Here is a 20946-nt window from a genome sequence, read left to right as displayed (position 1 = left end):
CGAAGAGCGACCCCGCACCCGCGCCCGCAAGCGAACAGAAGCCCCAGCGGCGCTCAGGCGGCCTTGGCCTTCGTGGCGTACATGTCCACGTACTCCTGCCCGCCCAGCCGCATGACCTCGGCCATCACCGAGTCGGTCACGGCCCGCAGCACATACCGGTCCCGGTCCATCCCGTCGTACCGCGAGAACTCCATCGCCTCGCCGAACCGGACGGTGACGCGGCCGGGCCGCGGGATGCCGCTGCCTCCCGGCTGCAGCTTGTCCGTGCCGATCATGGCGAAGGGGACCACCGGCGCACCGGTCATCAGCGTCAGCCGCGCGATACCGGTGCGTCCCCGGTACAGCCGGCCGTCGGGCGAGCGGGTGCCCTCGGGGTAGATCCCGAAGATCCGCCCCTCCTCCAGGATCCGCCGCCCGGTCATCAGCGCGGCCACGCCGCCGTTGGCCCCGTCCCGGTCCACCGGGATCATGCCGACGCCGGTGAAGAACCACGCCATCAGCCGGCCCTTGAAGCCCTTGCCGGTGACGTACTCGTCCTTGCCGATGAAGTGGACCTGCCGCTTGGTGACCAGCGGCAGCACGATCGAGTCGATGAACGTGAGGTGATTGCCCGCCAGGATCACCGGCCCGTCCCCGGGGATGTGCTCCACGCCCTCCACCTGTGGGCGGAACATCAGGCGCATGATCGGTCCCAGCACTGCCTTGATGAGCCGGAAGCGGGACAACGGGTCCTCCGATGTCGAGGGGCGTTATGAGTCTGTGCAGGTGAGGACATTACTCGCGGGCCCCTGCCGAACGCACATCGGGGACGCCCGGTTCACTCAGGTCTTACGAAGTGTTGACGTGGGTTTACCGACGGTGTCCGCCCGGCGACGTCCCGGCGGCCGGCTGCCACAGGTCACACGGCGTCACCCGGGTGTTCGGACGCACGTCTCTCTTCGGTCATGACCCCGCCCCTACGATCGGCCGGACTTCAGGAGTTGAGACGTGCCTCGGAGCCACACGGGTTCCACGGGCGGACGAAGACGGCAGGAGACATCGATGGGCAGCGACCAGGCGAACGAGCAGACCCAGGGCAGCCGGAGCGAGGGCGCCGGACGGCGGGCGATCCTCGGTGCGGCGGTGTTCGGTGCGGGCGGAGCGGTCCTCGGAGTGCCGGGCGCCGCGGCCGCGGTGCAGACCCGGAGCGCGCGGCCCGCGGGCCGGGGTCTGAAGAGCCTGCCGGTGCCGACGATCATCGGCCACCGGGGCACCAGCGGCTACCGGCCCGAGCACACCTTCGGTTCCTACGACCTGGCCCTGGACCTGGGCGCCGACGTGGTCGAGGCCGGTGACCTGGTGCCCACCAAGGACGGCCACCTCGTCTGCCGGCACGAGCCGGAGATCGGCGGCACCACCGACGTGGCCGACCATCCCGAGTTCGCCGACCGCAGGACCACCAAGACGCTGGACGGGGTCGCCACCACCGGCTGGTTCACCGAGGACTTCACCCTCGCCGAGCTGAAGACGCTCCGCGCGATCGAGCGCATCCCGGCCAACCGGCCGCACAACACCCTCTACAACGGGCGCTGGGAGATCCCCACGTTCGAAGAGGTCCTGAAGTGGCAGGACGAGCAGACCCGCAAGCGCGGCAAGCAGGTCTGGATCTACCCCGAGACCAAGCACCCCACCTACTTCCGGGGGCTGGGCCTCGGCCTGGAGGAGCGGGTGGCGAAGCTGCTCGCCAAGTACGGCAAGGACGGCCGTAACGCGCCGGTCATCCTGCAGTCCTTCGAGCCCACCAGCATCCAGAGGCTGAACCGGCTCGTCGACAACCCGCTCGTCGTGCTGCTCTCCTCGGCCGGCAGCCGCCCCTACGACTTCGTCGAGGCGGGCGACCCGCGCACGGTCGCCGACCTGATCACGGCCAAGGGGCTGCGTGAGCTCGCCGGCTACGCGCAGGGCATCGGCCCGACGCTGGACCTGGTGATACCGAAGAACGCCGACGGCACCCTGGGCGAGCCGACCACGCTGGTCCGCGACGCGCACAGGGTGGGGCTGGTCCTGCACCCCTACACCATGCGCAACGAGAACCCGTTCCTGCCGGCCGAGTACCGCAGGGGCAGCGCGGCCGACGCCTACGGCGACCCCTTCGGCGCGTTCCGGACGTACTTCGCGACCGGCATCGACGGCGTCTTCACCGACAACGCCGACACCGCCCTGCTCGCCCGCGCCGACTTCCTGGCCGGCTGAGAGCCGTCTGATCCCCCGTCAACCGTTCGGCCCGCCGCACCTCGTTCGGGCTGACTCCGCGCCGCCCCGGAAACCTGCCCCCGGGGCGGCGCGTCGTTCCGCATATGACGTACGACCTCGTAGCCGCCCTGAGCCCGCTGCTCACCGCCGAGGCCTCGGCCGAGGCATATGCCGCGGGGAGCGAACCGGGAGACCTGGAACAGGCCGTCTGGGTCCGGCTGCTGGAACGGCTGGAGCGCGACGGGCCGCCGCCGGACCCCGAGGGCTGGCTGCGCAAGGCCGTCCGCGCCGAGGCCCGCCGCAGCCGCCGTACCACCCGGCGTGAACGCCCCTACGGCGTCGAGCCGGCCGACGACATCCGTCCCGGCCCCGAGCAGCTCGTCCTCACCGCCGCCCGGCACCGCGCGCTGCGCGAGGCGGTGCGGCGGCTGCCCGGCCGCTGCCCCCGGCTGATCGAGGCCCTGCTCTCGCCGAAGGATCTGACATACCGGGAGATCGCGGGGGAGTTGGGTATCTCACAGGGCAGCCTTGGCCCGGAACGCTCCAGATGTCTGGGATGTCTACGGCGTTTGCTCACACCGGAGGTTGCGGCGCGCGAAGCGCGGGGATAGGAGTGGGAACGACAGGTGATCAGGTGAGCGGGAGGCGTGCGCACATGGGCATGAGCGTGACCATCTCGGTGGCGACCGAGCAGGACGCGGAGCAGATCTTCAGGCTCCAGTACCTGTGCTTCCAGAGCGAGGCGGCGCTGTACGGCAACTACCGCATCGACCCGCTCGTCCAAACCCTGGACTCGGTCCGTGGGGAAGTCGCCTCCGACTGCGTCTTCGTCGCCCGGCTCGGTGCCGAGGTCGTCGGCTCCGTGCGCGGCAAGGTCACCGAGGACGGCGCGGCCGCCATCGCCAAGCTCTGCGTCCACCCCCGCCTGCAGGGACACGGCATCGGCGCGAGGCTGCTGCGCTCGGCCGAGGCGGCGCTGGTGGAGGAGCGGGGCGCCACCCGGTTCCGCCTCTTCACGGGCTACCGCAGCGAGGGCAACCTCCGCCTCTACCGCCGCTCCGGCTACGAGACGGTCGGCCGCTCCCAGGGCGCGGACGGCGTGGAGCTGATCATCCTGGAGAAGCAGGCGGGGGCGTACGCCGCTACGGCGTGACGGTGTCGCGCGACTTCCGCAGCCAGTACAGCGCGGAGATCGGCAGCAGCACGGGAATGAAGACGTACCCCATCCCGAAGTCGGACCAGACGGTCGCGTCCGGGAAGGCCGAGCTGTCGACCACGGTCCACGTGCCGACGAGAAGCACACCTGCGAGTTCGGCGGCGCAGCACACCAGCGCCGCCTTGCGGGCGGTCTCTCCGCCCCGGACGAGCGAGTAGGTGATGAACCCGTACACGACTCCCGCCACGGCCGACAGGGAATAGGCCAGCGGCGCCCGCTGGAAGTCCGTCGCGATCTGGAACACCGAGCGCGACACCGCGCCGACGACCATCACGCCGTAGAACCAGACGAGCAGCATGCCCGGCCCGCTGATCAGCCGGGCCGGCTTCTCCTCCGCCGCCGTCACGTCAGCCTCCCCAGATGTCATAGAGCCGCACCTCCAGCACGGCCAGCACCACACCGCCGGCGGCCACCGTCACCGAACCCCAGCGGGTCCGCTCGGCCAGCGACATCATCCCCGCCGCCGGCACACACGCGAACGCTCCCAGCAGATACGCCACGAAGATCGTCGTACCCTGTTCCGGCTTCTCGCCCCGCACCAGCTGGACGATCCCGATCACCAGCTGGAGCACGGCCAGGACCGACACCACGGCCATGCCGATGAAGTGCCAGTCCTTGGTCGGCTGGTCGCGGTACGCGGCCCAGCCGCACCACGCGGCGAGCAGCAGCGCGGCGATCCCGGTCACCAGCGTCAGGGCATTGAGCATGCGGAGACCCTATTACGGCCGAAACGGGCTCAGGCCGCCGACCCCGCCGTACGCCGTAGGGTCTGGACCATGACGATGCACGCACAGGCCCTCCTCGTCGACAACGACGGCACCCTCGTCTCCTCCCTCGCCTCCGTCGAGCGCTGCTGGACCCTCCCCCAAGGACTGCGACAAGCTCCGGGCGGCCCGCCGCCGAGATAGTCGCCGACCTGCTGCCCGCGCACCTCGTGCCCGAAGCGGTCGCCCGGGTCGAGCAGTTGGAGGTCGACGACGTGCCGGACGGCGGCGTCCGGCTCCTGCCCGGCACGAGCCAGTTCCTGGCGAGTCTGCCCGCCGAGTGCTGGGCCGTCGTCACCCCGGCCACCCGCCGGCTGGCCGAGGCCCGCCTCGACGCCGTCGGCATCCTGCCCAAGACGCTGATCGCCGCCGACGACATCACGCACGGCGAGCCCGACCCCGAGCCCTACCTCCTCGCCGCCCGGCAGCTGGGTGTCGACCCCGCCCGCCGCGTCGTCTTCGAGGACGCCCCGGCCGGGCTCCGGGCGGGCCGCGCCGCCGGGACGATCACCGTGGCGTTGGCCACAACCCACCGGGCCGACGAGCTGGACGCCGACCTCGTCGTGCGGGACCTGTCGGCCTTGTCCGCACTGGTCACCGACGCGGGCGTGGAGATCTCGGTCCGCGGCTGAGTCCCGGCCCCGTACTGTCCGCCGCTGTCCACCATGCGGACAGCGACGACCGGTCAGGAGTGACCGTCTGCTTTACTTGCCGCATGACCACGACGAGCTGCCGCACCCTTGCGACCGAGGCGACCATGACGCCCGGTGCTCGTTGTATGTGTCGCCTGATGTGTCGAATGTGCGCCTTCTAGAGGGCCCCCGCATCAGCTGAGCCTCGCGCCCCGAAGCGAGAGCCGTGGCATGTCCGTGCGCCGCAGTCCGTACGAGACGCACATCCACTTCCCATGCCTGAACCGCATGCACCCGTGCCCGGGCACACCCACGCCCGCGCACTCGACAGTGACGGAAATCCTGTGATCACCACCTCGGGCCTGACCAAGGTCTACCGCTCCCGCGGCCGTGAGGTCACCGCCCTCGACGGCGTCGACCTGCACGTCCGCGAAGGCGAGGTCTACGGCGTCATCGGCCAGTCCGGCGCCGGCAAGTCCTCCCTCATCCGCTGCGTCAACCTGCTGGAGCGCCCCACCTCCGGCACCGTGACCGTCGCCGGACAGGACCTCACCGCCCTGGCCGGCCGCGGCCCGCGCGCCGGCCGGGAGCTGCGCCGGGCGCGCAGCCGTATCGGCATGGTCTTCCAGCACTTCAACCTGCTGTCCACGCGCACCGTGCAGGACAACGTCGAGCTGCCGCTGGAGATCCTCGGCACGTCCGGCAAGGAGCGCTCCCGCAAGGCGCTCGAACTCCTCGACCTGGTCGGCCTCGCCGACCAGGCCAAGGCCTTCCCCGCCCAGCTCTCCGGCGGCCAGAAGCAGCGCGTCGGCATCGCCCGCGCCCTGGCCGGCGACCCCAAGGTGCTGCTCTCCGACGAGGCCACCAGCGCCCTCGACCCCGAGACCACCCGCTCCATCCTCCAGCTGCTGCGCGACCTCAACCGCCAGCTCGGCCTGACCGTCCTGCTCATCACCCACGAGATGGACGTCGTGAAGTCGATCTGCGACTCCGCCGCCCTCATGGAGCGGGGCCGGATCGTGGAGCACGGCACGGTCAGCGAACTGCTGGCCACCCCGGACTCCGAACTGGCCGCCGCGCTGTTCCCGGTGAGCGGCGAGCGCACGGGCGACGACCGCACCGTCCTCGACGTGACCTTCCACGGCGAGGCCGCCACCCAGCCGGTCATCTCGCAGCTGGCGCGCACCTACAACGTCGACATCTCGATCCTCGGCGCCGCCATCGACACCGTCGGCGGCCTCCAGATCGGCCGTATGCGCATCGAACTGCCCGGCCGCTACGAGGACAACGTGGTGCCGATCGGCTTCCTGCGCGAGCGGGGCCTGCAGATCGACGTCGTCGGCCACGAGGGCCGGGGCCAGGAGCCCGTGCTGGTGAAGGATGGTGCCAAGTGACCTGGTCCGAGATGCAGCCGCTGCTGTCGCAGGCCTGTACCGACACGCTCACGATGGTGGTCTGGTCCACCCTGATAGCCGTCGCCGTGGGCCTGCCGCTCGGCGTCCTGCTCGTCCTCACCGACCGGGGCGGTCTGGTGCAGAACGTCCTCGTGAACAAGGTGATCGGCCAGATCGTGAACGTCGGCCGGTCGATGCCGTTCATCATCCTGATGGTCGCCCTGATGACCTTCACGCGCTGGGTCACCGGGACGACGATCGGGACGACCGCCGCGATCGTGCCGCTCGCCATCGGCGGCATCCCCTTCTTCGCGCGCCTGGTCGAGACGGCCGTCCGCGAGGTGGACAACGGTCTCGTCGAGGCCGTGCAGTCCATGGGCGGCAACACCTGGACGATCGTCCGCAAGGTCCTCGTCCCCGAGGCCCTGCCCTCGCTGATCGCCAGCACCACCACCACGATCATCGCCCTCATCGGCTACTCCGCCATGGCCGGCACGGTCGGCGGCGGCGGCCTCGGCGACCTCGCCGTCCGCTACGGCTACCAGCGCTTCGAGACCCAGATGATGTGGATCACCGTCGCGATCCTCGCCGTCGCCATCTCCCTCATCCAGTTCGCCGGCGACTTCGCCGCCCGCTCCCTGCACAGCCGCGGCGCCCGCTCCGGTCCCGCGCCGAGGCTCCGCCTGCTCAAGGCGAAGGAGCCGGCGGCGGCAGACGTCGGCAAGGCCGCCTGAGCAGTCCGCCCGAGCCGTCCGCCGAGCAGTCCCCCTGAGTTTCCCCGCCCACCCATGACGGGGTCGCACCACCCATAAGGAAAGGCACTTTTCGTGCGTAACACCGCCAAGCTCACCACCGCCGTCCTCGCCGCCGGAGCCCTCACCTTCGGGCTCTCCGCCTGCGGCTCCGGCAGCTCCTCCAGCTCCCACGACTACAGCGGTCCGCTGGTCGTCGCCGCGAGCCCGACCCCGCACGCCGAGATCCTCGACTTCGTCAAGAAGAACCTGGCGAAGAAGGCGGGCCTCGACCTGGAGGTCAAGGAGTTCACCGACTACATCGCGCCGAACACGGCGACCGAGGACGGCTCGGTGGGCGCCAACTACTTCCAGAACCAGCCGTACCTGGACGACTTCAACCAGAAGCACGGCACCCACATCGTGCCCGTCGTCACGGTGCACCTGGAGCCGCTCGGCCTGTACTCCCACAAGGTCAAGAAGGCCGACGCGCTGAAGAGCGGTGCGACCGTCGCCGTCCCGAACGACGCCGTCAACGAGGGCCGCGCCCTCAAGCTGCTCGCCGACAACGGGCTCATCACCCTCAAGTCCGGCACCGGCAACGAGGCCACCCCCCAGGACATCGCCAAGAACCCCAAGCACCTCCAGTTCAAGGAGGTCGAGGCGGCCCAGACCCCGCGCTCCCTGGACGACGTGGACGCCGCCGTGGTGAACGGCAACTACGCCATCTCCGCGGGTCTCAAGCCCGCCAAGGAGGCGATCCTGCTGGAGTCGACGAAGAACAACCCGTACGCCAACTTCCTCGCCGTGAAGAAGGGCAACGAGAACGACCCGCGCGTCAAGAAGCTCGCCAAGCTCCTCGTCTCGCCCGAGGTCAAGAAGTTCATCGAGGACAAGTACCAGGGCTCCGTCCTGGCGGTGGCCCAGGGCTGACGGTCCGTCCGCACCGCCGCGACCCGCACGGGGTCCGCTCCCGCACCGCCGCGGGAGCGGACCCCGTCGTGCGCACGAGTGGTTTCATGCTGCATGCTGGGCAGTTCAGCGGGCCCCGGCGGTCCTGACGGTCTCTCAAGTCTTCCGAAGGTTACGGAGCGGCGCATGACTAGCACCTTCCCCAACATCTCCATCAGCACGGAGCGGTTGGTGCTGCGTCCCCTCGACGTGGACGACGCGCCCGCCCTGGCCGAGATGATGAACGACGAGCAGGTCGGCGCCTGGACCGCCGTCCCGCAGCCGTACAGCGAGGACCAGGCACGCCACTGGATCACCCGCTACGCCCCCGCCGAACGCATCGCCGGCCGCGGCCTCGACCTCGCCGTCACCGAGTTCCTCACCCAGCGCCTGGTCGGCGTCGTCCAGCTCGCCAGGACCAACTGGCAGGTACGCTCCACCGAGATGTCGTACATCATCGCGCCCTGGGCCCGCGGCGAGGGCTACGCGTCCGAGGCCGCGCTCGCCACCGCGCACTGGCTCTTCAGCGACCAGAAGTTCGAGCGCATCGAGCTGCGCACCGCCGCCGACAACACCGCCGCCCAGCAGGTCGCCCAGAAGATCGGCTGCATCAGCGAGGGCGTCCTGCGCAACGCCTGCATAGTCCACGTCCGCGGCGACGACGACACCTGGAGCGACGTCCGCAGCGACTACATCGTCTGGAGCCTCCTCCCGGAGGACCTCGAAGGTGCCGACGAGCAGCTCGCCGACACCGGCGAATTCGCGTCGTACGCCGACTGGAACTGACGTCCGGGCGGCAGGCGGGCTCGCCCCGGCGCGCGTCCGACAGCTCCACCGGGTAGTCTCAACCAGCCCGACCATGGGCCCGTACCCCTGACGACCTGCGAAGACCTGGAGACTGACGACGATGGCCGACCGGGTGACGGTGATCGGCTGGGACGGCTCGCCGCTGACCGCCGCGGCACGCGCCGCGCTCGGCGCCGCCACGCTCGTGGCGGGCGCGGCCCACCATCTGGCACTGCCCGAGGTCCCGCTCGCCGCCGAACGCATCCGCCTGGGCAGCGTCGCACTCGCCGCCCGCCGCATCGCCGCCCACCGCGGCACCGCCGTCGTGCTCGCCGACGGCGACCCCGGCTTCTTCGGCGTCGTGCGCACCCTGCGCGCCCCGGAGTACGGCCTGGAGGTCGAGGTCGTCCCCGCCGTCTCCGCCGTCGCCGCCGCCTTCGCGCGCGCCGGCATGCCCTGGGACGACGCCCAGGTCGTGGTCGCCCACCGGCGCACCCTGCGCCGCGCCGTGAACGTCTGCCGCGCCCACACCAAGGTCGCCGTCCTCACCTCGCCCGGCGCCGGCCCCGCCGAACTGGGTCTGCTGCTCGACGGCGTCCACCGCACCTTCGTCATCTGCGAGGAACTCGGCACCGAACGCGAGCAGGTCAGCGTCGTCACCTCCGACAAGGCCGCCGACCACACCTGGCGCGACCCCAACGTCGTCATCGTCATCGGCGGGCCCGCCGCACGAGGCGTCCCGGGGGAGGGCGGCGGCTGGATCGCCGGCCGCGACCCCGGCACCGGTCCGCGCGGCTGGGTCCAGCCCGACGAGTTCTACGGCGGCGGGACCGAGAGCGGTACCGGCGGTGGTCCCGGCGGTGGTCCCGGCGGTGGTCTCGGCGAGGGCGAGACGGAACTGCTGCGCGCCGCCCAACTCGCCCGGCTCGGGCCCCGGGTCGGCGACCTCGTCTGGGACATCGGCTGCGGCTCCGGCGCGTTCGCCGCCGAGGCCGCGCGCGCCGGAGCCGCCGTCATCGCCGTCGACCGGGACCAGGAGGCCTGCGCCCGCACCGACGCGGCCGCCCGCCGCTCCGGCGTGCAGCTCCACGTGGTCCGGGGCACCGCCCCGCACGTGCTGGAGAACCTGCCCGAGCCCGATGTCGTGCGGGTCGGCGGGGGCGGCGCGGCCGTCGTCTCCGCGGTCGCCGACCGGCGCCCGCAGCGCATCGTCACCCACGCCGCGACCCGCGACGCCGCCGAACTCGTCGGCCGCGACCTGACCGAGCACGGCTACCGGGTCGAGTGCGCCCTGCTCCAGTCCGTCGCCCTCGACACCCGCGCCTGGACCGAGACCGAGCGCAGCGTCGCCTTCCTGCTCAGCGGGGTCCTGCCGGATCGCGCCCCGTGATCCTGTTGTCGTACCGCGCGCGGTAGGCTGGCCGATCGTTGTACCGCACCGGGCGGCCCGGAACTTCGTTCGCCAATGTCCGGAAAGCGCGCCCGTTTTGGGGTGGGTGTGGTACTGCGAAACCGGAGGACGCGCAACGTGGCGCAGTCCACAGCGGACTGTCGCGGATCATGCTGTCGCGACGGCGCAACGGCCGGGACAATGCCACTGAATGGCTTTGTCGCCTTTTCCGGCGGGTCGTTCGTGCCGCTGGGCACGGACGCTCGTTCTTCACTACGGGCGGTCGGTGCGCCGTTCCGGATGAGCTGGTCGTAGGAGAGCACTAACCGATGGGCGAGGGGTACGCATGACCGACACCGGCCAGGTCCCGGGCGAGGGACAGCCGGAGAGCGCAGGCATGGTGGAGCAGCCGGGCGTCGCCGCGCACGGTGCGTACACCTACCTCTCCGAAGCGCCCGCCGAGGACGAAGAGCTGCTGCTGCCCGGCGCCCAGGGCGCGTGGGGCAACGAGGTACCGCCGCCCGCTCCGGAGCCGGTCCTGGAAGCCGTGCACGAGCCGGGCCCGCACGAGACGGCCGGCCGCGACAGCGGTTCCGTGGACCTCAGCGGCGTCCGCCTGCCGAACCCGGCCCCGGTGTCCGCGCCGCCGTCCCCCGTCCTCTCCGCGCCGCAGGATCCGCAGGCCGCCGCGCAGCCGCCGCGCCGCCCGCTGCACCTCGGCCCGCCCATCCCGGACGCCTCCGCCAGCCCGGTCCGCTCCCTCGCGGACCGCGGCCCGGCCGGCGCACCGGTCCGCCAGCCGGCCCCGGCACCGGCCGGCCCCGAGTACCTCGACGCCCAGCCGCTGGGCGAGTTGGCCCCGCAGAACGCGGCCCCCTGGGGTACGGCGCCCGCGCCTGCCCCCACGCCGGTGCCCCAGTCGGGCGCACCGGCCCCGGCTGCGGAAACGGTTGACCCGGCGATCGTCACGCCGGACGCCGGTGTCGCGGTGGACACGGCGGCCGACAGCGCGGTTCCGGCCGCGGCCGTGGCCCCGGCAAACGGCGCCGCGCCCGCGGGGGTTGCGGTTCCCGTGGAGGCCGCGATGCCCGCCGAGGCCGTGGCCCCGGCAGAGGCGGATGCGGACGCAGTGGTTCCGGTGGAGGCCGCCGCCGTGCCGGCGGAGGTCGCGGTCGCCGTGGACGCCGTGGACGCGGCGGGTCCCTCGGCCGGCGCCGACCAGGCCGCCGCCACCCCGGTCGCGCCGCAGGCGGCCGACGAAGTGCCCGCCGCCGCGCCGGTCGTGCACGGTCACGACGGTGCGCAGCCCGCGGCCGCCCACGACGGCATCTATGTGGCTCCTGCCGCCGTCGCGGCTCCTGAGAATGTCGAGGTCGCCGTGGTGGCACCGGAGAACGGCGCGGCCGAGCAGGCCCCCGCCGCGGCAGCACCCGTCGTCGCCGAGGCCGCGCAGGCCGTGACGGACCCGAGCGGTGCCGTCGCCCCGGTCGACGCCGTGGCGGTGCATGTGCCCGAGCAGGTGCAGGCCGCCGAGCCCGCCCAGCCGGCCCCGGAGCACGCTGTGCCGGTGGTGGCCGAGGTCCCCGTCGCCGCTGCCGTGCCCGTCGCGGTGGCTCCGGCCGTCGCCCCGGAGGCCCCCGCCCCGGCGCAGCCCGACCCGGACACCCCCGCCGCCGACGTCGTACCGCCCGCCGAGGCCGTACCGGCGCCCGAGCAGTCGGCAGCGCCCGTCGCGCCCGCCCCGGAACCGGCGGAGGCGGAGGCCGCGGTGCCGACCGCACCCGCAGCCGAGGCCCCCGCGCCGGTCCCAGGCGCTCCCGCGGCGCCCGAGCCGCAGCCCTACCCGGCTCAGGGCCCGCAGCTGGCCGAACCCGTGACGCCCGTCGTGTCCGCCGCGCCCGAGGCCCAGGCGGTGCACGACGCAGCGCAGTCGGCCGCGGAGCAGCAGGCCCAGCCCGTCGCCGTCGAGGCGGAGCCGCAGCCCGAGCCGGTCGCACAGGACGCCGTCGTACCCGAGACGGCCGCCGCCGAAGCGCCTGTCGCTCCGGCCGCCCCGGAGACCGAGCCCGCCGCCCCGGCCGCCGTCGTCGGTGAAGCCGCCGAGCCGCAGGTCCAGGTCCCGGCCGAGGCCGAGCAGGCCGAGCCGCTGCCCTCGCACGTGCAGCCGGAGCCGCAGCCCGAGCAGCCCCTCGGACAGTTCGTGCCCGTCGACGGACAGGTGCCCACCACCCCGCACCTGGCGCCGACCCCGCCGCACCCCCTCGTCCTCCCCACGGAGGTGGAGACGCAGCAGCCGGTGGCCACGGTGCCCGCACCGCGCGAGGGCGACGCTCTCGCACCGGTGGCGCCGGACGCGGGGCACGCCCCCGATGTCGTACAGCACGCGGAGGACCTCCGGACCAGGGTCGCCGACCAGGAAGAAGAGGGCACGGCCGCAGTGGCGGAAGCACGACAGCCCACCGGCCCCGCCGCGCCCGGCTACGACGACGCCGAGCGCGAGGCCGTCCTGAAGGTGATGCGCGAACGCCGCGACATCCGCAACGGCTTCCGCAGCGACCCCATTCCGCACGAGGTGCTGCTGCGCGTCCTGGAGGCCGCCCACACGGCGCCCTCCGTGGGCCACTCGCAGCCCTGGGACTTCGTCGTCATCCGCTCCGCCGACACCCGGCGGACGATGCACGAACTGGCGATGCGGCAGCGCGACGCCTACGCCAAGTCGCTGCCGAAGGGCCGGGCCAAGCAGTTCAAGGAACTGAAGATCGAGGCCATCCTCGACACCCCGGTCAACATCGTCGTCACCGCAGACCCCACCCGGGGCGGCCGCCACACCCTCGGCCGTCACACGCAGCCGCAGATGGCGCCCTACTCCTCGGCGCTCGCGGTGGAGAACCTCTGGCTCGCCGCCCGCGCCGAAGGCCTCGGCGTCGGCTGGGTCAGCTTCTTCGACGAGCGGGAGATGGTCCGCGCGCTCGGCCTGCCCGAGCATCTGGAGGTCGTGGCCTACCTGTGCGTCGGGTACGTCGACGAGTTCCCGGACGAGCCCGAGCTGATGCAGGCCGGCTGGTCCAAGCGACGCCCGCTGTCCTGGGTGGTGCACGAGGAGACGTACGGCCGCCGCGCCCTGCCCGGAGAGGAACCCCACGACCTGCTTGCCGAGACCGTCGCACAGATCCGCCCGCTCGACGCCAAGGCACTCGGCGAGGCCTGGGAGCGCCAGAAGCGCATGACCAAGCCGGCCGGCGCGCTCGGCATGCTGGAGATCATCTCCGCTCAGCTGTCCGGGCTGTCCCGGCAGTGCCCGCCGCCGATCCCGGAGCCCGCGGCCGTCGCCATCTTCGCCGGTGACCACGGGGTGCACGCCCAGGGCGTGACCCCCTGGCCGCAGGAGGTCACCGCCCAGATGGTGGCCAACTTCCTCGGCGGGGGAGCGGTCTGCAACGCCTTCGCGGCGCAGGTCGGCGCCGAGGTGTGCGTCGTGGACGTCGGTGTCGCCGCCGACCTGCCCGCCACGCCCGGTCTGCTGCCCCGCAAGATCCGGGGCGGCACGTCCGACATGACCACCGGCCCCGCGATGACGCGCGAGGAGGCGAAGGCGGCCATCGAGGTCGGCATCGAGACCGCTCGCGACCTGGTCGCGGCCGGCAACAAGGCGCTGCTCACCGGTGAGATGGGCATCGCGAACACGACCGCGTCCGCCGCGCTGATCTCGGTCTTCACCGGCGCCGATCCGGCGGAGGTCACGGGCCGTGGCACGGGCATCAACGACGAGACGCTGGCCCGCAAGACCGAGGTCGTGCGCCGGGCGCTGGAACTCCACCAGCCGGACCCGGCCGACCCGCTCGGCGTCCTCGCGGCCCTCGGCGGCTTCGAGCACGCGGCCATGGTCGGCCTCCTCCTCGGCGGCGCCTCGCTGCGTACGCCGGTGATCCTGGACGGCGTCAGCGCCGGCGCCGCGGCCCTGGTCGCCCGTGCCATCGCTCCGGAGGTGCTCGCGGCCTGCATCGCGGGCCACCGCAGCGCCGAACCGGGTCACGTGGCCGCCCTCAACAAGCTGGGCCTGCGCCCCCTGGTCGACCTCGACCTGCGCCTCGGCGAGGGCACGGGCGCCCTCCTGGCCCTCCCGTTGGTCCAGAGCACGGCCCGGGCGATGCACGAGGTGGCGACGTTCGACTCGGCGGGGGTCACCGAGAAGTAGGCGCCACGGCACGCGGCGGTCCGGTGTTCAGCTGCCGGACCGCCCGTGCCCTCTGCCCTGCGCACAGCTAAAATCGCACGTCAGGGCCGCTCCGAAGGTGCAGCGGGCCCCCAACGCACAGCTGCACGAGGAGCCGCCCCTCATGGCCGAACACCCCGCCTACCCCGTAGGCCTCCGCCTCTTTGGCCGCCGCGTGGTCGTCCTCGGCGGCGGTCAGGTGGCCCAGCGCCGCCTGCCCGCGCTGATCGCGGCGGGCGCGGACGTCACCGTCGTCTCCCCGGAGGCGACCCCCTCGGTCGAGGCCATGGCGGGCGCGGGCGAGATCACCTGGGAACGGCGGCCCTACACCGACGGCGACCTCGCCGAGGCCTGGTACGCCCTCATCGCCACGAGCGACCCGGAGGCCAACTCCGCCGCCTCCGCCGAGGCCGAGCGCCACCGCGTCTGGTGCGTTCGCTCCGACGACGCCGACCGGGCGACCGCCTGGACCCCGGCGACCGGTCACAGCGAGGGCGTCACGGTCGCCGTACTCACCACGGACGCGCGCGGCCGCGACCCCCGGCACACCGCCGCGATCCGCGACGCGGTGGTGGAGGGCCTGCGCGACGGCACCCTGGTGGCGCCGCACCACCGCACCCGTGCGCCCGGCGTGGCCCTGGTCGGCGGCGGCCCCGGCGACCCCGACCTGATCACGGTCCGCGGGCGCCGCCTGCTCGCCGAGGCGGACGTCGTCATCGCCGACCGGCTCGGCCCGCGCGACCTGCTCGCCGAACTCCCGCCGCACGTCGAGGTGATCGACGCGGCGAAGATCCCGTACGGCCGCTTCATGGCCCAGGAAGCCATCAACAACGCGCTGATCGAGCACGCCAGGCAGGGCAAGTCGGTCGTCCGGCTCAAGGGCGGCGACCCGTACGTCTTCGGCCGGGGCATGGAGGAGGTCCAGGCACTCGCCGAGGCCGGCATCCCGTGCACGGTCGTCCCCGGCATCTCCAGCTCGATCTCGGTGCCCGGCGCGGCCGGCATTCCGGTCACCCACCGGGGCGTCGCCCACGAGTTCACGGTCGTCAGCGGCCATGTGGCCCCCGACGACGAGCGCTCCCTGGCCGACTGGCCCTCGCTCGCGAAGCTCACCGGCACGCTCGTGATCCTGATGGGCGTCGACAAGATCGGGAAGATCGCCGAGACGCTCGTCGCGCACGGCAAGTCCCCCGACACCCCCGTCGCGCTGGTCCAGGAAGGCACGACGGCCGCGCAGCGCCGCGTCGACGCCACCCTCGCCACGGTCGCCGAGACCGTGCGTGCCGAGGAGGTGAAGCCGCCGGCGGTCATCGTCATCGGCGAGGTCGTGACGGTCGGCCCGTCGCCGGCCCGCTGACCATGCGTGGCCCGATCACGCGTAACCCGGGGTAACACACCCCGTCCCAGCCGTTGGCAGCACCTCCAGGACAAGGCAGTATCACCCTGTGGCCGATCTCATCACCGTCGAGGATCCCGACGACCCGCGTCTCGCCGACTACACCGGACTGACCGACGTCGAACTGCGCCGCAAGCGCGAGCCCGCCGAAGGCCTGTTCATCGCCGAGGGCGAGAAGGTCATCCGCCGGGCCAAGGAAGCGGGCTACGAGATGCGCTCCATGCTGCTCTCGGCCAAGTGGATCGACGTCATGCGCGACGTCATCGACGAACTTCCCGCCCCGGTCTACGCCGTGAGCCCCGAACTCGCCGAACAGGTCACCGGCTACCACGTGCACCGCGGCGCCCTCGCCTCCATGCAGCGCAAGCCGCTGCCCACGGCCGGCGAACTGCTGCGCTCCGCACGCCGGGTCGTGGTCATGGAGTCGGTGAACGACCACACGAACATCGGCGCGATCTTCCGATCGGCCGCGGCGCTCGGCATGGACGCGGTCCTGCTGTCGCCCGACTGCGCCGACCCGCTGTACCGGCGGAGCGTCAAGGTCTCGATGGGCGCGGTGTTCTCGGTGCCCTACGCCCGTCTGGAGACCTGGCCCAAGAGCCTGGAGTCGGTCCGCGAGGCCGGCTTCACGCTCCTCGCGCTCACCCCGGACGACAAGGCCCGCTCCCTCGACGAGGCGGCCCCCCACACGATGGACCGGGTGGCCCTGATGCTCGGCGCCGAGGGCGACGGGCTCTCCACGCAGGCGCTGGTCGCCGCCGACGAATGGGTGCGCATCCCCATGTCCCACGGCGTCGACTCGCTGAACGTGGGCGCGGCTGCGGCGGTGGCGTTCTACGCGGTGGCGACCGGCCGCCCGCAGTCCTGACGACCGCTCCGGCAGGCACTCACCGCCGGGCACTCACGGTCCGGCGTCCGGGCGCGGAGCCGCTCCGTACCGCGGAGCCGCCTCGTCCCGGTCCGCCGCCGGCCCCCCGGCCTGCGACCGCTGCCGTAGCTGCTGGGCGTGCTGACCCTGCCCCTCGCCGTCGCCGCCGAGTCCGCGCGCCGGACCCTGGCAGCCCTGCGCCAGCGCGATCCCGAGCGCCACGAGAAGCGTCACCACGACGAACACGAACAGCCGCTGCCGCAGCAGCCGAGGATTGGCCGGACGCCGCCCGGTCCCCGTCGCACGCGGCCCCGGCCGCCCGGTGCCGCTGCGCGGAGCGGGCCGGCTTGCGCCGCCGGAGCGCGGGCCGCCGCCGCGCGGCGCCGGTGTCGGACGAGCCGCACCGGGACGCGCGCCGGCCCCCGCACCGCGCGCGCTGCCGCCGTTCCGCGAGGGCACGCCGTTGCGCGCCGGCGCACCGCCGCTCCGGGAGGGGACACCGCCGCGCGGCACCGGGGTGCCGGCGGCCGGGCGCCGCTGGGTGTGCTGCTGCTCGGGGTAGGTGTCGACGAGCCGGCCCGTGGGCCGGTCCGCCTCCGCGGCGCGCGGCGCGGGCGGCCGTACGCCGGCCTCCATGCCGTGCGCCTCACGGGCGGCGATCTCCTTCAGCCGCAGCGACAGCTGGAGCGTGCTCGGCCGGTCCTCGGGATCCTTCGCCAGACAGGCCCGGACCAGCGGGGCGAGCGCGTCGGGCACGCCGAACAGCTGCGGCTCCTCGTGCACGACCCGGTACAGCATCACCTCGGAACTGCCCTGCCCGAAGGGGGAGTCACCGGTGGAGGCGTAGGCGAGGGTCGCGCCCAGCGAGAAGACGTCGGTCGCCGGGGTGACGGCCGCGCCGCGCACCTGCTCGGGCGCGAGGAAGCCGGGGGAGCCGACGGCCGTGCCGACGTGCGTGAGGGTGGAGGCACCGGTGGCCCAGGCGATGCCGAAGTCGATGATCCGCGGCCCCTTCGGGGACAGCAGGATGTTGGAGGGCTTCAGATCCCGGTGGACGACCCCGGCCTCGTGCACCGCGACCAGGCCCTCGGACAGGGCCGCGCCGATCGCGGCGGCGTCGGCCGCCACGAGCGGGCCCTCGTCGGCGACCTTGTCGTGCAGGGAGGGGCCGGGCACGTACTGGGTGGCGAACCAGGGGCGCTCGGCCTCCAGATCGGCCGCGACCAGCCGGGCCGTACAGCCGCCCCGGATGCGCCGGGCCGCCGAGACCTCACGGGCGAACCGCGACCGGAACTCCTGATCCTCCGCCAGATCGGGCCGGATCACCTTCAGCGCGACGCGCTGCCCCTTCTTGTCGGAGCCGAGGTAGACCACGCCCATGCCGCCCGCGCCGAGCCGTCGGTGCAGCCTGAACGAGCCGACGACGCGCGGGTCCTCGCGCCTCAGGCGCATCATCGCCATGTTCATCCCCGCTGCCCGGCCTCTGTGACGTGGCACAGCTTACGTTTCCACGGCCGTCGGCGCGCAGAGGCCGCGCCCTCGGGCCCGAACGGATTGCGCGGACGGCCCGCCTGATGTGAAACGGGGTCAGCACCCCGGGCTGTGCAGTGCCCTTGAACAATCCGCGCCTTCAACCCGCAATCGTGGCAAGGCGGTTGAAGCTACTAGAGGGCAGACGGCAGCGGTCGGCGAGCCCGCCGGACGCCCACCCCGCACCGCCCGGTCAACCGCTGACCGGGCGGACGGTGAGACGGGCGCGACCGCCTTCCGGCCCGTCGCCCGAGTGATCGATGTCACTCCACCCGTACCCGGATGCTCCGGAAATGACGGCATACGGCGGACGTCCCCTCCGGGAAGACCCCGAGACCCGCTCCGCCGTCTCCACCCTGGGGAGTACGCCCCAGGTCATGGCTCATCCTCCGGGAGGCCCGGCAATCGGTACGAGGGCATGACGCCCGCAGTGGGCCGCGCCCCTAGATTTGAGGACAAGCGGCGGGTGCAGCACTCGTCCCCCGAGGTCAGACACCCGCCGCTCCGAAGAGAACACAAGACGGTCAGGAGAGGGACCATGGCCCACACGGCACCGCGGCGCACGTCGTTCGCACCCCGTCGTACGGGCCGTCGCCACCCGCTGGTGGCGACGCTCATGGCCCTTCCTCTGGCGGCCCTGCTCCTGCTCGTCTTCGACGGCTGGGAGACGGTGGCCACACAGGCGTCGTCCGTGGGTGCGATGCTGGGGCGCTGAGCGGCGCCCCAGGCCCGGAAGAGCGGTCCGGGCGGGGACATCCATCCAGGAAACCCCGTGGGGACGGGGGTGCGGCGGACGGCACGAATGCCGGCGCAGCTGGGGAGCTGCGCCGGCATTGCGCCGTTCTCGCACACGCGTCTGTGCTCCGCCCGCCCAAGGGAGTCGGCCGAGGCCGGGATCGCAGCCCGAGCACGCCGTCAGGGCAGGGGTCCGGGTGCGCACCCGCCACCCCGCCCGGCGATCGTCATACGCTCACCCCCACACCCCGATCCCCGAGGCGCCCCGTGACTCTCCTCCCCGCGCTCACCGCCGAGGCCAAGGCCGTCGCGCACCCGGGTCGCGGCGCCGCCGACTGCGCCTGCCCCGCCACCCCCGACCCCCTCGCCGACCGCCCCGACGCGACCGTCGTCCGGCACGGCGGCACCGTCGCGAAGGCCCACGCCCCCGGCACCGACCCCGCCGAACTGACGCCCCGCCTCGCGCTGGCCGCCCGCCTGCCGGACGTCTTCCTGCCCCCGCTCGCGCCGGTCCCCACCCCCCTGCACGACCGCCTCCTCACTTTCTGGCCGTACGGCACCCCCGTGGACCCCGACGACCCCGACGCCGCCCCCTGGGAAGCCGCGGCCACCCTCCTCGCCCGTCTGCACCGCACGGCCCCGCCCGACGGTCTGCCCCCGATGCGCGGCCCGGCCCGGGCCGCCCGAGCGGTTCATCGCCTCCACACGGCCCTGGCCTGCGAAGCCGCGGACGCCGAAACCGTGGATGTCCGACTCGTGGAAGCCGTGGACGCCGAGGCCGCGGAGCATGCCGCCCCGCCGCCCGAGGCCGCCGCCCCCGTCCTCGCCGCCTGGGCCGCCCTTCCCGCGTGGGCGCGCGCCGAAGCCCCGATGCCGGGGCCGGCCATCCTCTGCCACGGCGACCTGCACCTCGGCCAGCTCGTCCGGCACCCGGCGCCGGACGGCTCCTGGCGGCTGATAGACGTCGACGACCTCGGTACCGGCGCCGCGGCCTGGGATCTCGCCCGGCCCGCCGCCTGGTACGCCTGCGGGCTTCTCCCGCCCGACGCTTGGGTCCGTTTCCTCGGCGCGTACCAGCGGGCCGGGGGACCGGCCGTACCGGCGAGCGGTGACCCCTGGCCCGCGCTGGACGTCCCGGCGCGTGCTCTCACCGTGCAGACGGCCGCCCTCGCACTCACGAAGGCGCTCGACGGAAACCGCCCGCTGGACGAGATCGAGCAGTCACTGATCGACGCATGTGCCCGAATGGTACGGATTCAGCACCAGTTGGCGCCCCGGCCCCTGAACTAGGCTGCAACCGCCCGGGATCACACGGAGTCTGTCCTGGGGAAACACCAAGCAGGATCGACCGGCGAGGAGTTGAGCCGACGATGCATTGTCCGAAGTGCCATGCGCCGATGCACACCTACAACCGCAACGGCGTCCAGATCGAGCAGTGCAGCGGCTGCCGCGGCATCTTCCTCGACTACGGCGAGCTGGAGGCGCTGACCCAGCTGGAGGCCCAGTGGCCCAAGCCCGCTCCCCAGGCCTACCCGGCGCCGCCCGCGCCCGCCTGGGGTGCCCCGCACGGCGGTCACCACGGCGGCCACGGACACCACGGTCACCATGACCACCACCACAAGAGCTGGGCCCACATGCTCTTCTCCAGCTGAGCGAGGCGGGCACACGAAGAAGCCCCCGGCCGTACGAGACGGCCGGGGGCTTCTTCGGTGTGTGGACGATACTGGGATTGAACCAGTGACCTCTTCCGTGTCAGGGAAGCGCTCTCCCGCTGAGCTAATCGTCCGCAGGCTGTGACGCGAGGATCACAGTCAGTGCGCGATACTGGGATTGAACCAGTGACCTCTTCCGTGTCAGGGAAGCGCTCTCCCGCTGAGCTAATCGCGCGGGGAGGATCTTCGAGAAGATCCGCAGGACCTCCGGGGAGATCCAGTGGACGATACTGGGATTGAACCAGTGACCTCTTCCGTGTCAGGGAAGCGCTCTCCCGCTGAGCTAATCGTCCTTGGAGGTGGAGACGGGATTTGAACCCGTGTAGACGGCTTTGCAGGCCGTTGCCTCGCCTCTCGGCCACTCCACCAGGAGTGTAGGGGATCGGGATGACCCTT

18 protein-coding genes, 4 tRNA genes and 1 pseudogene are annotated in these 20946 nt (G+C 72.9%); 15 read left to right on the top strand and 8 right to left on the bottom strand.

The genetic code is table 11. The annotated features are described in order from the left end of the window. Positions 1 to 53 precede the first annotated feature (53 nt). Positions 54 to 725, bottom strand: coding sequence for a lysophospholipid acyltransferase family protein (locus tag ACFC8N_RS20540; protein WP_362819195.1), 672 nt, complete (start codon positions 723 to 725; stop codon positions 54 to 56). A 316-nt stretch (positions 726 to 1041) separates the two neighbouring features. On the opposite strand from ACFC8N_RS20540, the gene ACFC8N_RS20535 reads away from it, so the two are divergent. The 3 genes from ACFC8N_RS20535 (at position 1042) to ACFC8N_RS20525 (ending at position 3385) form a co-directional block, all read left to right on the top strand. Then, on the top strand, positions 1042 to 2232 hold the full coding sequence (locus ACFC8N_RS20535; protein ID WP_376288953.1) for a glycerophosphodiester phosphodiesterase: 1191 nt from the start codon (positions 1042 to 1044) through the stop codon (positions 2230 to 2232). 104 nt (positions 2233 to 2336) lie between these two features. After that, positions 2337 to 2843: a sigma-70 family RNA polymerase sigma factor gene (locus ACFC8N_RS20530; RefSeq protein WP_356022093.1), complete on the top strand. Its 507-nt coding sequence runs from the start codon at positions 2337 to 2339 to the stop codon at positions 2841 to 2843. Positions 2844 to 2887: 44 nt separating this feature from the next. Then, entirely contained in the window at positions 2888 to 3385 is a 498-nt protein-coding gene (locus ACFC8N_RS20525) for a GNAT family N-acetyltransferase (RefSeq protein WP_376289131.1), read from the top strand. Here ACFC8N_RS20525 and ACFC8N_RS20520 read toward each other — a convergent pair. Next, positions 3375 to 3815, bottom strand: coding sequence for a hypothetical protein (locus ACFC8N_RS20520; protein ID WP_356022091.1), 441 nt, complete (start codon positions 3813 to 3815; stop codon positions 3375 to 3377). The genes ACFC8N_RS20525 and ACFC8N_RS20520 overlap by 11 nt on opposite strands. Further along, on the bottom strand, positions 3796 to 4155 hold the full coding sequence (locus tag ACFC8N_RS20515) for a hypothetical protein (RefSeq protein WP_356022089.1): 360 nt from the start codon (positions 4153 to 4155) through the stop codon (positions 3796 to 3798). The genes ACFC8N_RS20520 and ACFC8N_RS20515 overlap by 20 nt, the downstream gene beginning before the upstream one ends. 69 nt (positions 4156 to 4224) lie before the next feature. Between ACFC8N_RS20515 and ACFC8N_RS20510 the strand changes: the two are divergent. From ACFC8N_RS20510 to ACFC8N_RS20470, 9 genes and pseudogenes are all read left to right on the top strand, one after another. Beyond that, positions 4225 to 4844 (top strand): annotated as a pseudogene (locus ACFC8N_RS20510) (HAD-IA family hydrolase). A gap of 344 nt (positions 4845 to 5188) precedes the next feature. Then, positions 5189 to 6238: an ATP-binding cassette domain-containing protein gene (locus ACFC8N_RS20505; protein WP_356022676.1), complete on the top strand. Its 1050-nt coding sequence runs from the start codon at positions 5189 to 5191 to the stop codon at positions 6236 to 6238. After that, positions 6235 to 6972, top strand: a complete 738-nt coding sequence (locus ACFC8N_RS20500; protein ID WP_362819192.1) for a methionine ABC transporter permease — start codon at positions 6235 to 6237, stop codon at positions 6970 to 6972. Before ACFC8N_RS20505 ends, ACFC8N_RS20500 begins: the two co-directional genes overlap by 4 nt. Before the next feature lie 93 nt (positions 6973 to 7065). Then, the gene (locus tag ACFC8N_RS20495) at positions 7066 to 7902 is read left to right on the top strand and encodes a MetQ/NlpA family ABC transporter substrate-binding protein (RefSeq protein WP_356022084.1); all 837 of its coding nucleotides are present in this window, start codon (positions 7066 to 7068) and stop codon (positions 7900 to 7902) included. A gap of 165 nt (positions 7903 to 8067) precedes the next feature. Then, a complete protein-coding gene (locus ACFC8N_RS20490) occupies positions 8068 to 8706 on the top strand; it encodes a GNAT family N-acetyltransferase (RefSeq protein WP_356022081.1) in 639 nt (212 codons plus the stop codon). Positions 8707 to 8827: 121 nt separating this feature from the next. Next, positions 8828 to 10096 carry a precorrin-6y C5,15-methyltransferase (decarboxylating) subunit CbiE gene (cbiE, locus tag ACFC8N_RS20485; protein WP_376288952.1) on the top strand — a complete coding sequence of 423 codons (1269 nt, stop codon included), beginning with the start codon at positions 8828 to 8830 and terminating at the stop codon, positions 10094 to 10096. A 346-nt stretch (positions 10097 to 10442) separates the two neighbouring features. After that, positions 10443 to 14291: a nicotinate-nucleotide--dimethylbenzimidazole phosphoribosyltransferase gene (cobT, locus tag ACFC8N_RS20480; protein ID WP_376288951.1), complete on the top strand. Its 3849-nt coding sequence runs from the start codon at positions 10443 to 10445 to the stop codon at positions 14289 to 14291. A gap of 142 nt (positions 14292 to 14433) precedes the next feature. Beyond that, a complete protein-coding gene (cobA, locus tag ACFC8N_RS20475; protein WP_376288950.1) occupies positions 14434 to 15666 on the top strand; it encodes a uroporphyrinogen-III C-methyltransferase in 1233 nt (410 codons plus the stop codon). An 88-nt stretch (positions 15667 to 15754) separates the two neighbouring features. Next, entirely contained in the window at positions 15755 to 16573 is an 819-nt protein-coding gene (locus ACFC8N_RS20470) for an RNA methyltransferase (protein ID WP_356022072.1), read from the top strand. Positions 16574 to 16606: 33 nt separating this feature from the next. Here the strand turns inward: ACFC8N_RS20470 and ACFC8N_RS20465 are convergent, their stop codons facing one another. After that, positions 16607 to 18040 carry a serine/threonine-protein kinase gene (locus ACFC8N_RS20465; protein WP_376288949.1) on the bottom strand — a complete coding sequence of 478 codons (1434 nt, stop codon included), beginning with the start codon at positions 18038 to 18040 and terminating at the stop codon, positions 16607 to 16609. Between the two features lie 601 nt (positions 18041 to 18641). Between ACFC8N_RS20465 and ACFC8N_RS20460 the strand changes: the two genes are divergently transcribed. The 3 genes from ACFC8N_RS20460 (at position 18642) to ACFC8N_RS20450 (ending at position 20490) form a co-directional block, all read left to right on the top strand. Next, positions 18642 to 18818, top strand: coding sequence for a hypothetical protein (locus tag ACFC8N_RS20460; protein WP_177235595.1), 177 nt, complete (start codon positions 18642 to 18644; stop codon positions 18816 to 18818). Between the two features lie 287 nt (positions 18819 to 19105). Next, entirely contained in the window at positions 19106 to 20128 is a 1023-nt protein-coding gene (locus tag ACFC8N_RS20455) for a phosphotransferase (protein WP_376288948.1), read from the top strand. 80 nt (positions 20129 to 20208) lie between these two features. Beyond that, complete coding sequence (locus ACFC8N_RS20450; RefSeq protein WP_376288947.1) at positions 20209 to 20490, top strand: zf-TFIIB domain-containing protein; 282 nt, start codon at positions 20209 to 20211, stop codon at positions 20488 to 20490. A 62-nt stretch (positions 20491 to 20552) separates the two neighbouring features. On the opposite strand, the gene ACFC8N_RS20445 is transcribed toward ACFC8N_RS20450, so the two are convergent. The 4 genes from ACFC8N_RS20445 to ACFC8N_RS20430 all read right to left on the bottom strand — a co-directional run bounded on the left by ACFC8N_RS20445 (position 20553) and on the right by ACFC8N_RS20430 (position 20918). Next, positions 20553 to 20624: transfer RNA gene (locus tag ACFC8N_RS20445), tRNA-Val, on the bottom strand. Positions 20625 to 20653: 29 nt separating this feature from the next. Further along, positions 20654 to 20725 (bottom strand) — tRNA-Val (locus tag ACFC8N_RS20440). A 46-nt stretch (positions 20726 to 20771) separates the two neighbouring features. Next, positions 20772 to 20843, bottom strand: a tRNA-Val gene (locus ACFC8N_RS20435). 1 nt (position 20844) lies between these two features. Beyond that, positions 20845 to 20918 (bottom strand) — tRNA-Cys (locus ACFC8N_RS20430). Positions 20919 to 20946 lie beyond the last annotated feature (28 nt).

Source organism: Streptomyces sp. NPDC055966 (assembly GCF_042269865.1).
Classification (GTDB): domain Bacteria; phylum Actinomycetota; class Actinomycetes; order Streptomycetales; family Streptomycetaceae; genus Streptomyces.
The sequence above is the reverse complement of the archived record's forward strand: the minus strand, read 5'-3'. Positions and strand labels throughout refer to the sequence as shown.

Excerpts from the sequence above, each read along its gene's own strand:
- ACFC8N_RS20535 (WP_376288953.1), top strand. The coding sequence starts at position 1,042 with ATGGGCAGCGACCAGGCGAACGAGCAGACCCAGGGCAGCCGGAGCGAG.
- ACFC8N_RS20530 (WP_356022093.1), top strand. The coding sequence starts at position 2,337 with ATGACGTACGACCTCGTAGCCGCCCTGAGCCCGCTGCTCACCGCCGAG.
- ACFC8N_RS20525 (WP_376289131.1), top strand. The coding sequence starts at position 2,888 with ATGGGCATGAGCGTGACCATCTCGGTGGCGACCGAGCAGGACGCGGAG.
- ACFC8N_RS20520 (WP_356022091.1), bottom strand. The coding sequence starts at position 3,815 with ATGACATCTGGGGAGGCTGACGTGACGGCGGCGGAGGAGAAGCCGGCC.
- ACFC8N_RS20515 (WP_356022089.1), bottom strand. The coding sequence starts at position 4,155 with ATGCTCAATGCCCTGACGCTGGTGACCGGGATCGCCGCGCTGCTGCTC.
- ACFC8N_RS20490 (WP_356022081.1), top strand. The coding sequence starts at position 8,068 with ATGACTAGCACCTTCCCCAACATCTCCATCAGCACGGAGCGGTTGGTG.
- cbiE (WP_376288952.1), top strand. The coding sequence starts at position 8,828 with ATGGCCGACCGGGTGACGGTGATCGGCTGGGACGGCTCGCCGCTGACC.
- cobT (WP_376288951.1), top strand. The coding sequence starts at position 10,443 with ATGACCGACACCGGCCAGGTCCCGGGCGAGGGACAGCCGGAGAGCGCA.
- cobA (WP_376288950.1), top strand. The coding sequence starts at position 14,434 with ATGGCCGAACACCCCGCCTACCCCGTAGGCCTCCGCCTCTTTGGCCGC.
- ACFC8N_RS20465 (WP_376288949.1), bottom strand. The coding sequence starts at position 18,040 with ATGAACATGGCGATGATGCGCCTGAGGCGCGAGGACCCGCGCGTCGTC.
- ACFC8N_RS20460 (WP_177235595.1), top strand. The coding sequence starts at position 18,642 with ATGGCCCACACGGCACCGCGGCGCACGTCGTTCGCACCCCGTCGTACG.
- ACFC8N_RS20450 (WP_376288947.1), top strand. The coding sequence starts at position 20,209 with ATGCATTGTCCGAAGTGCCATGCGCCGATGCACACCTACAACCGCAAC.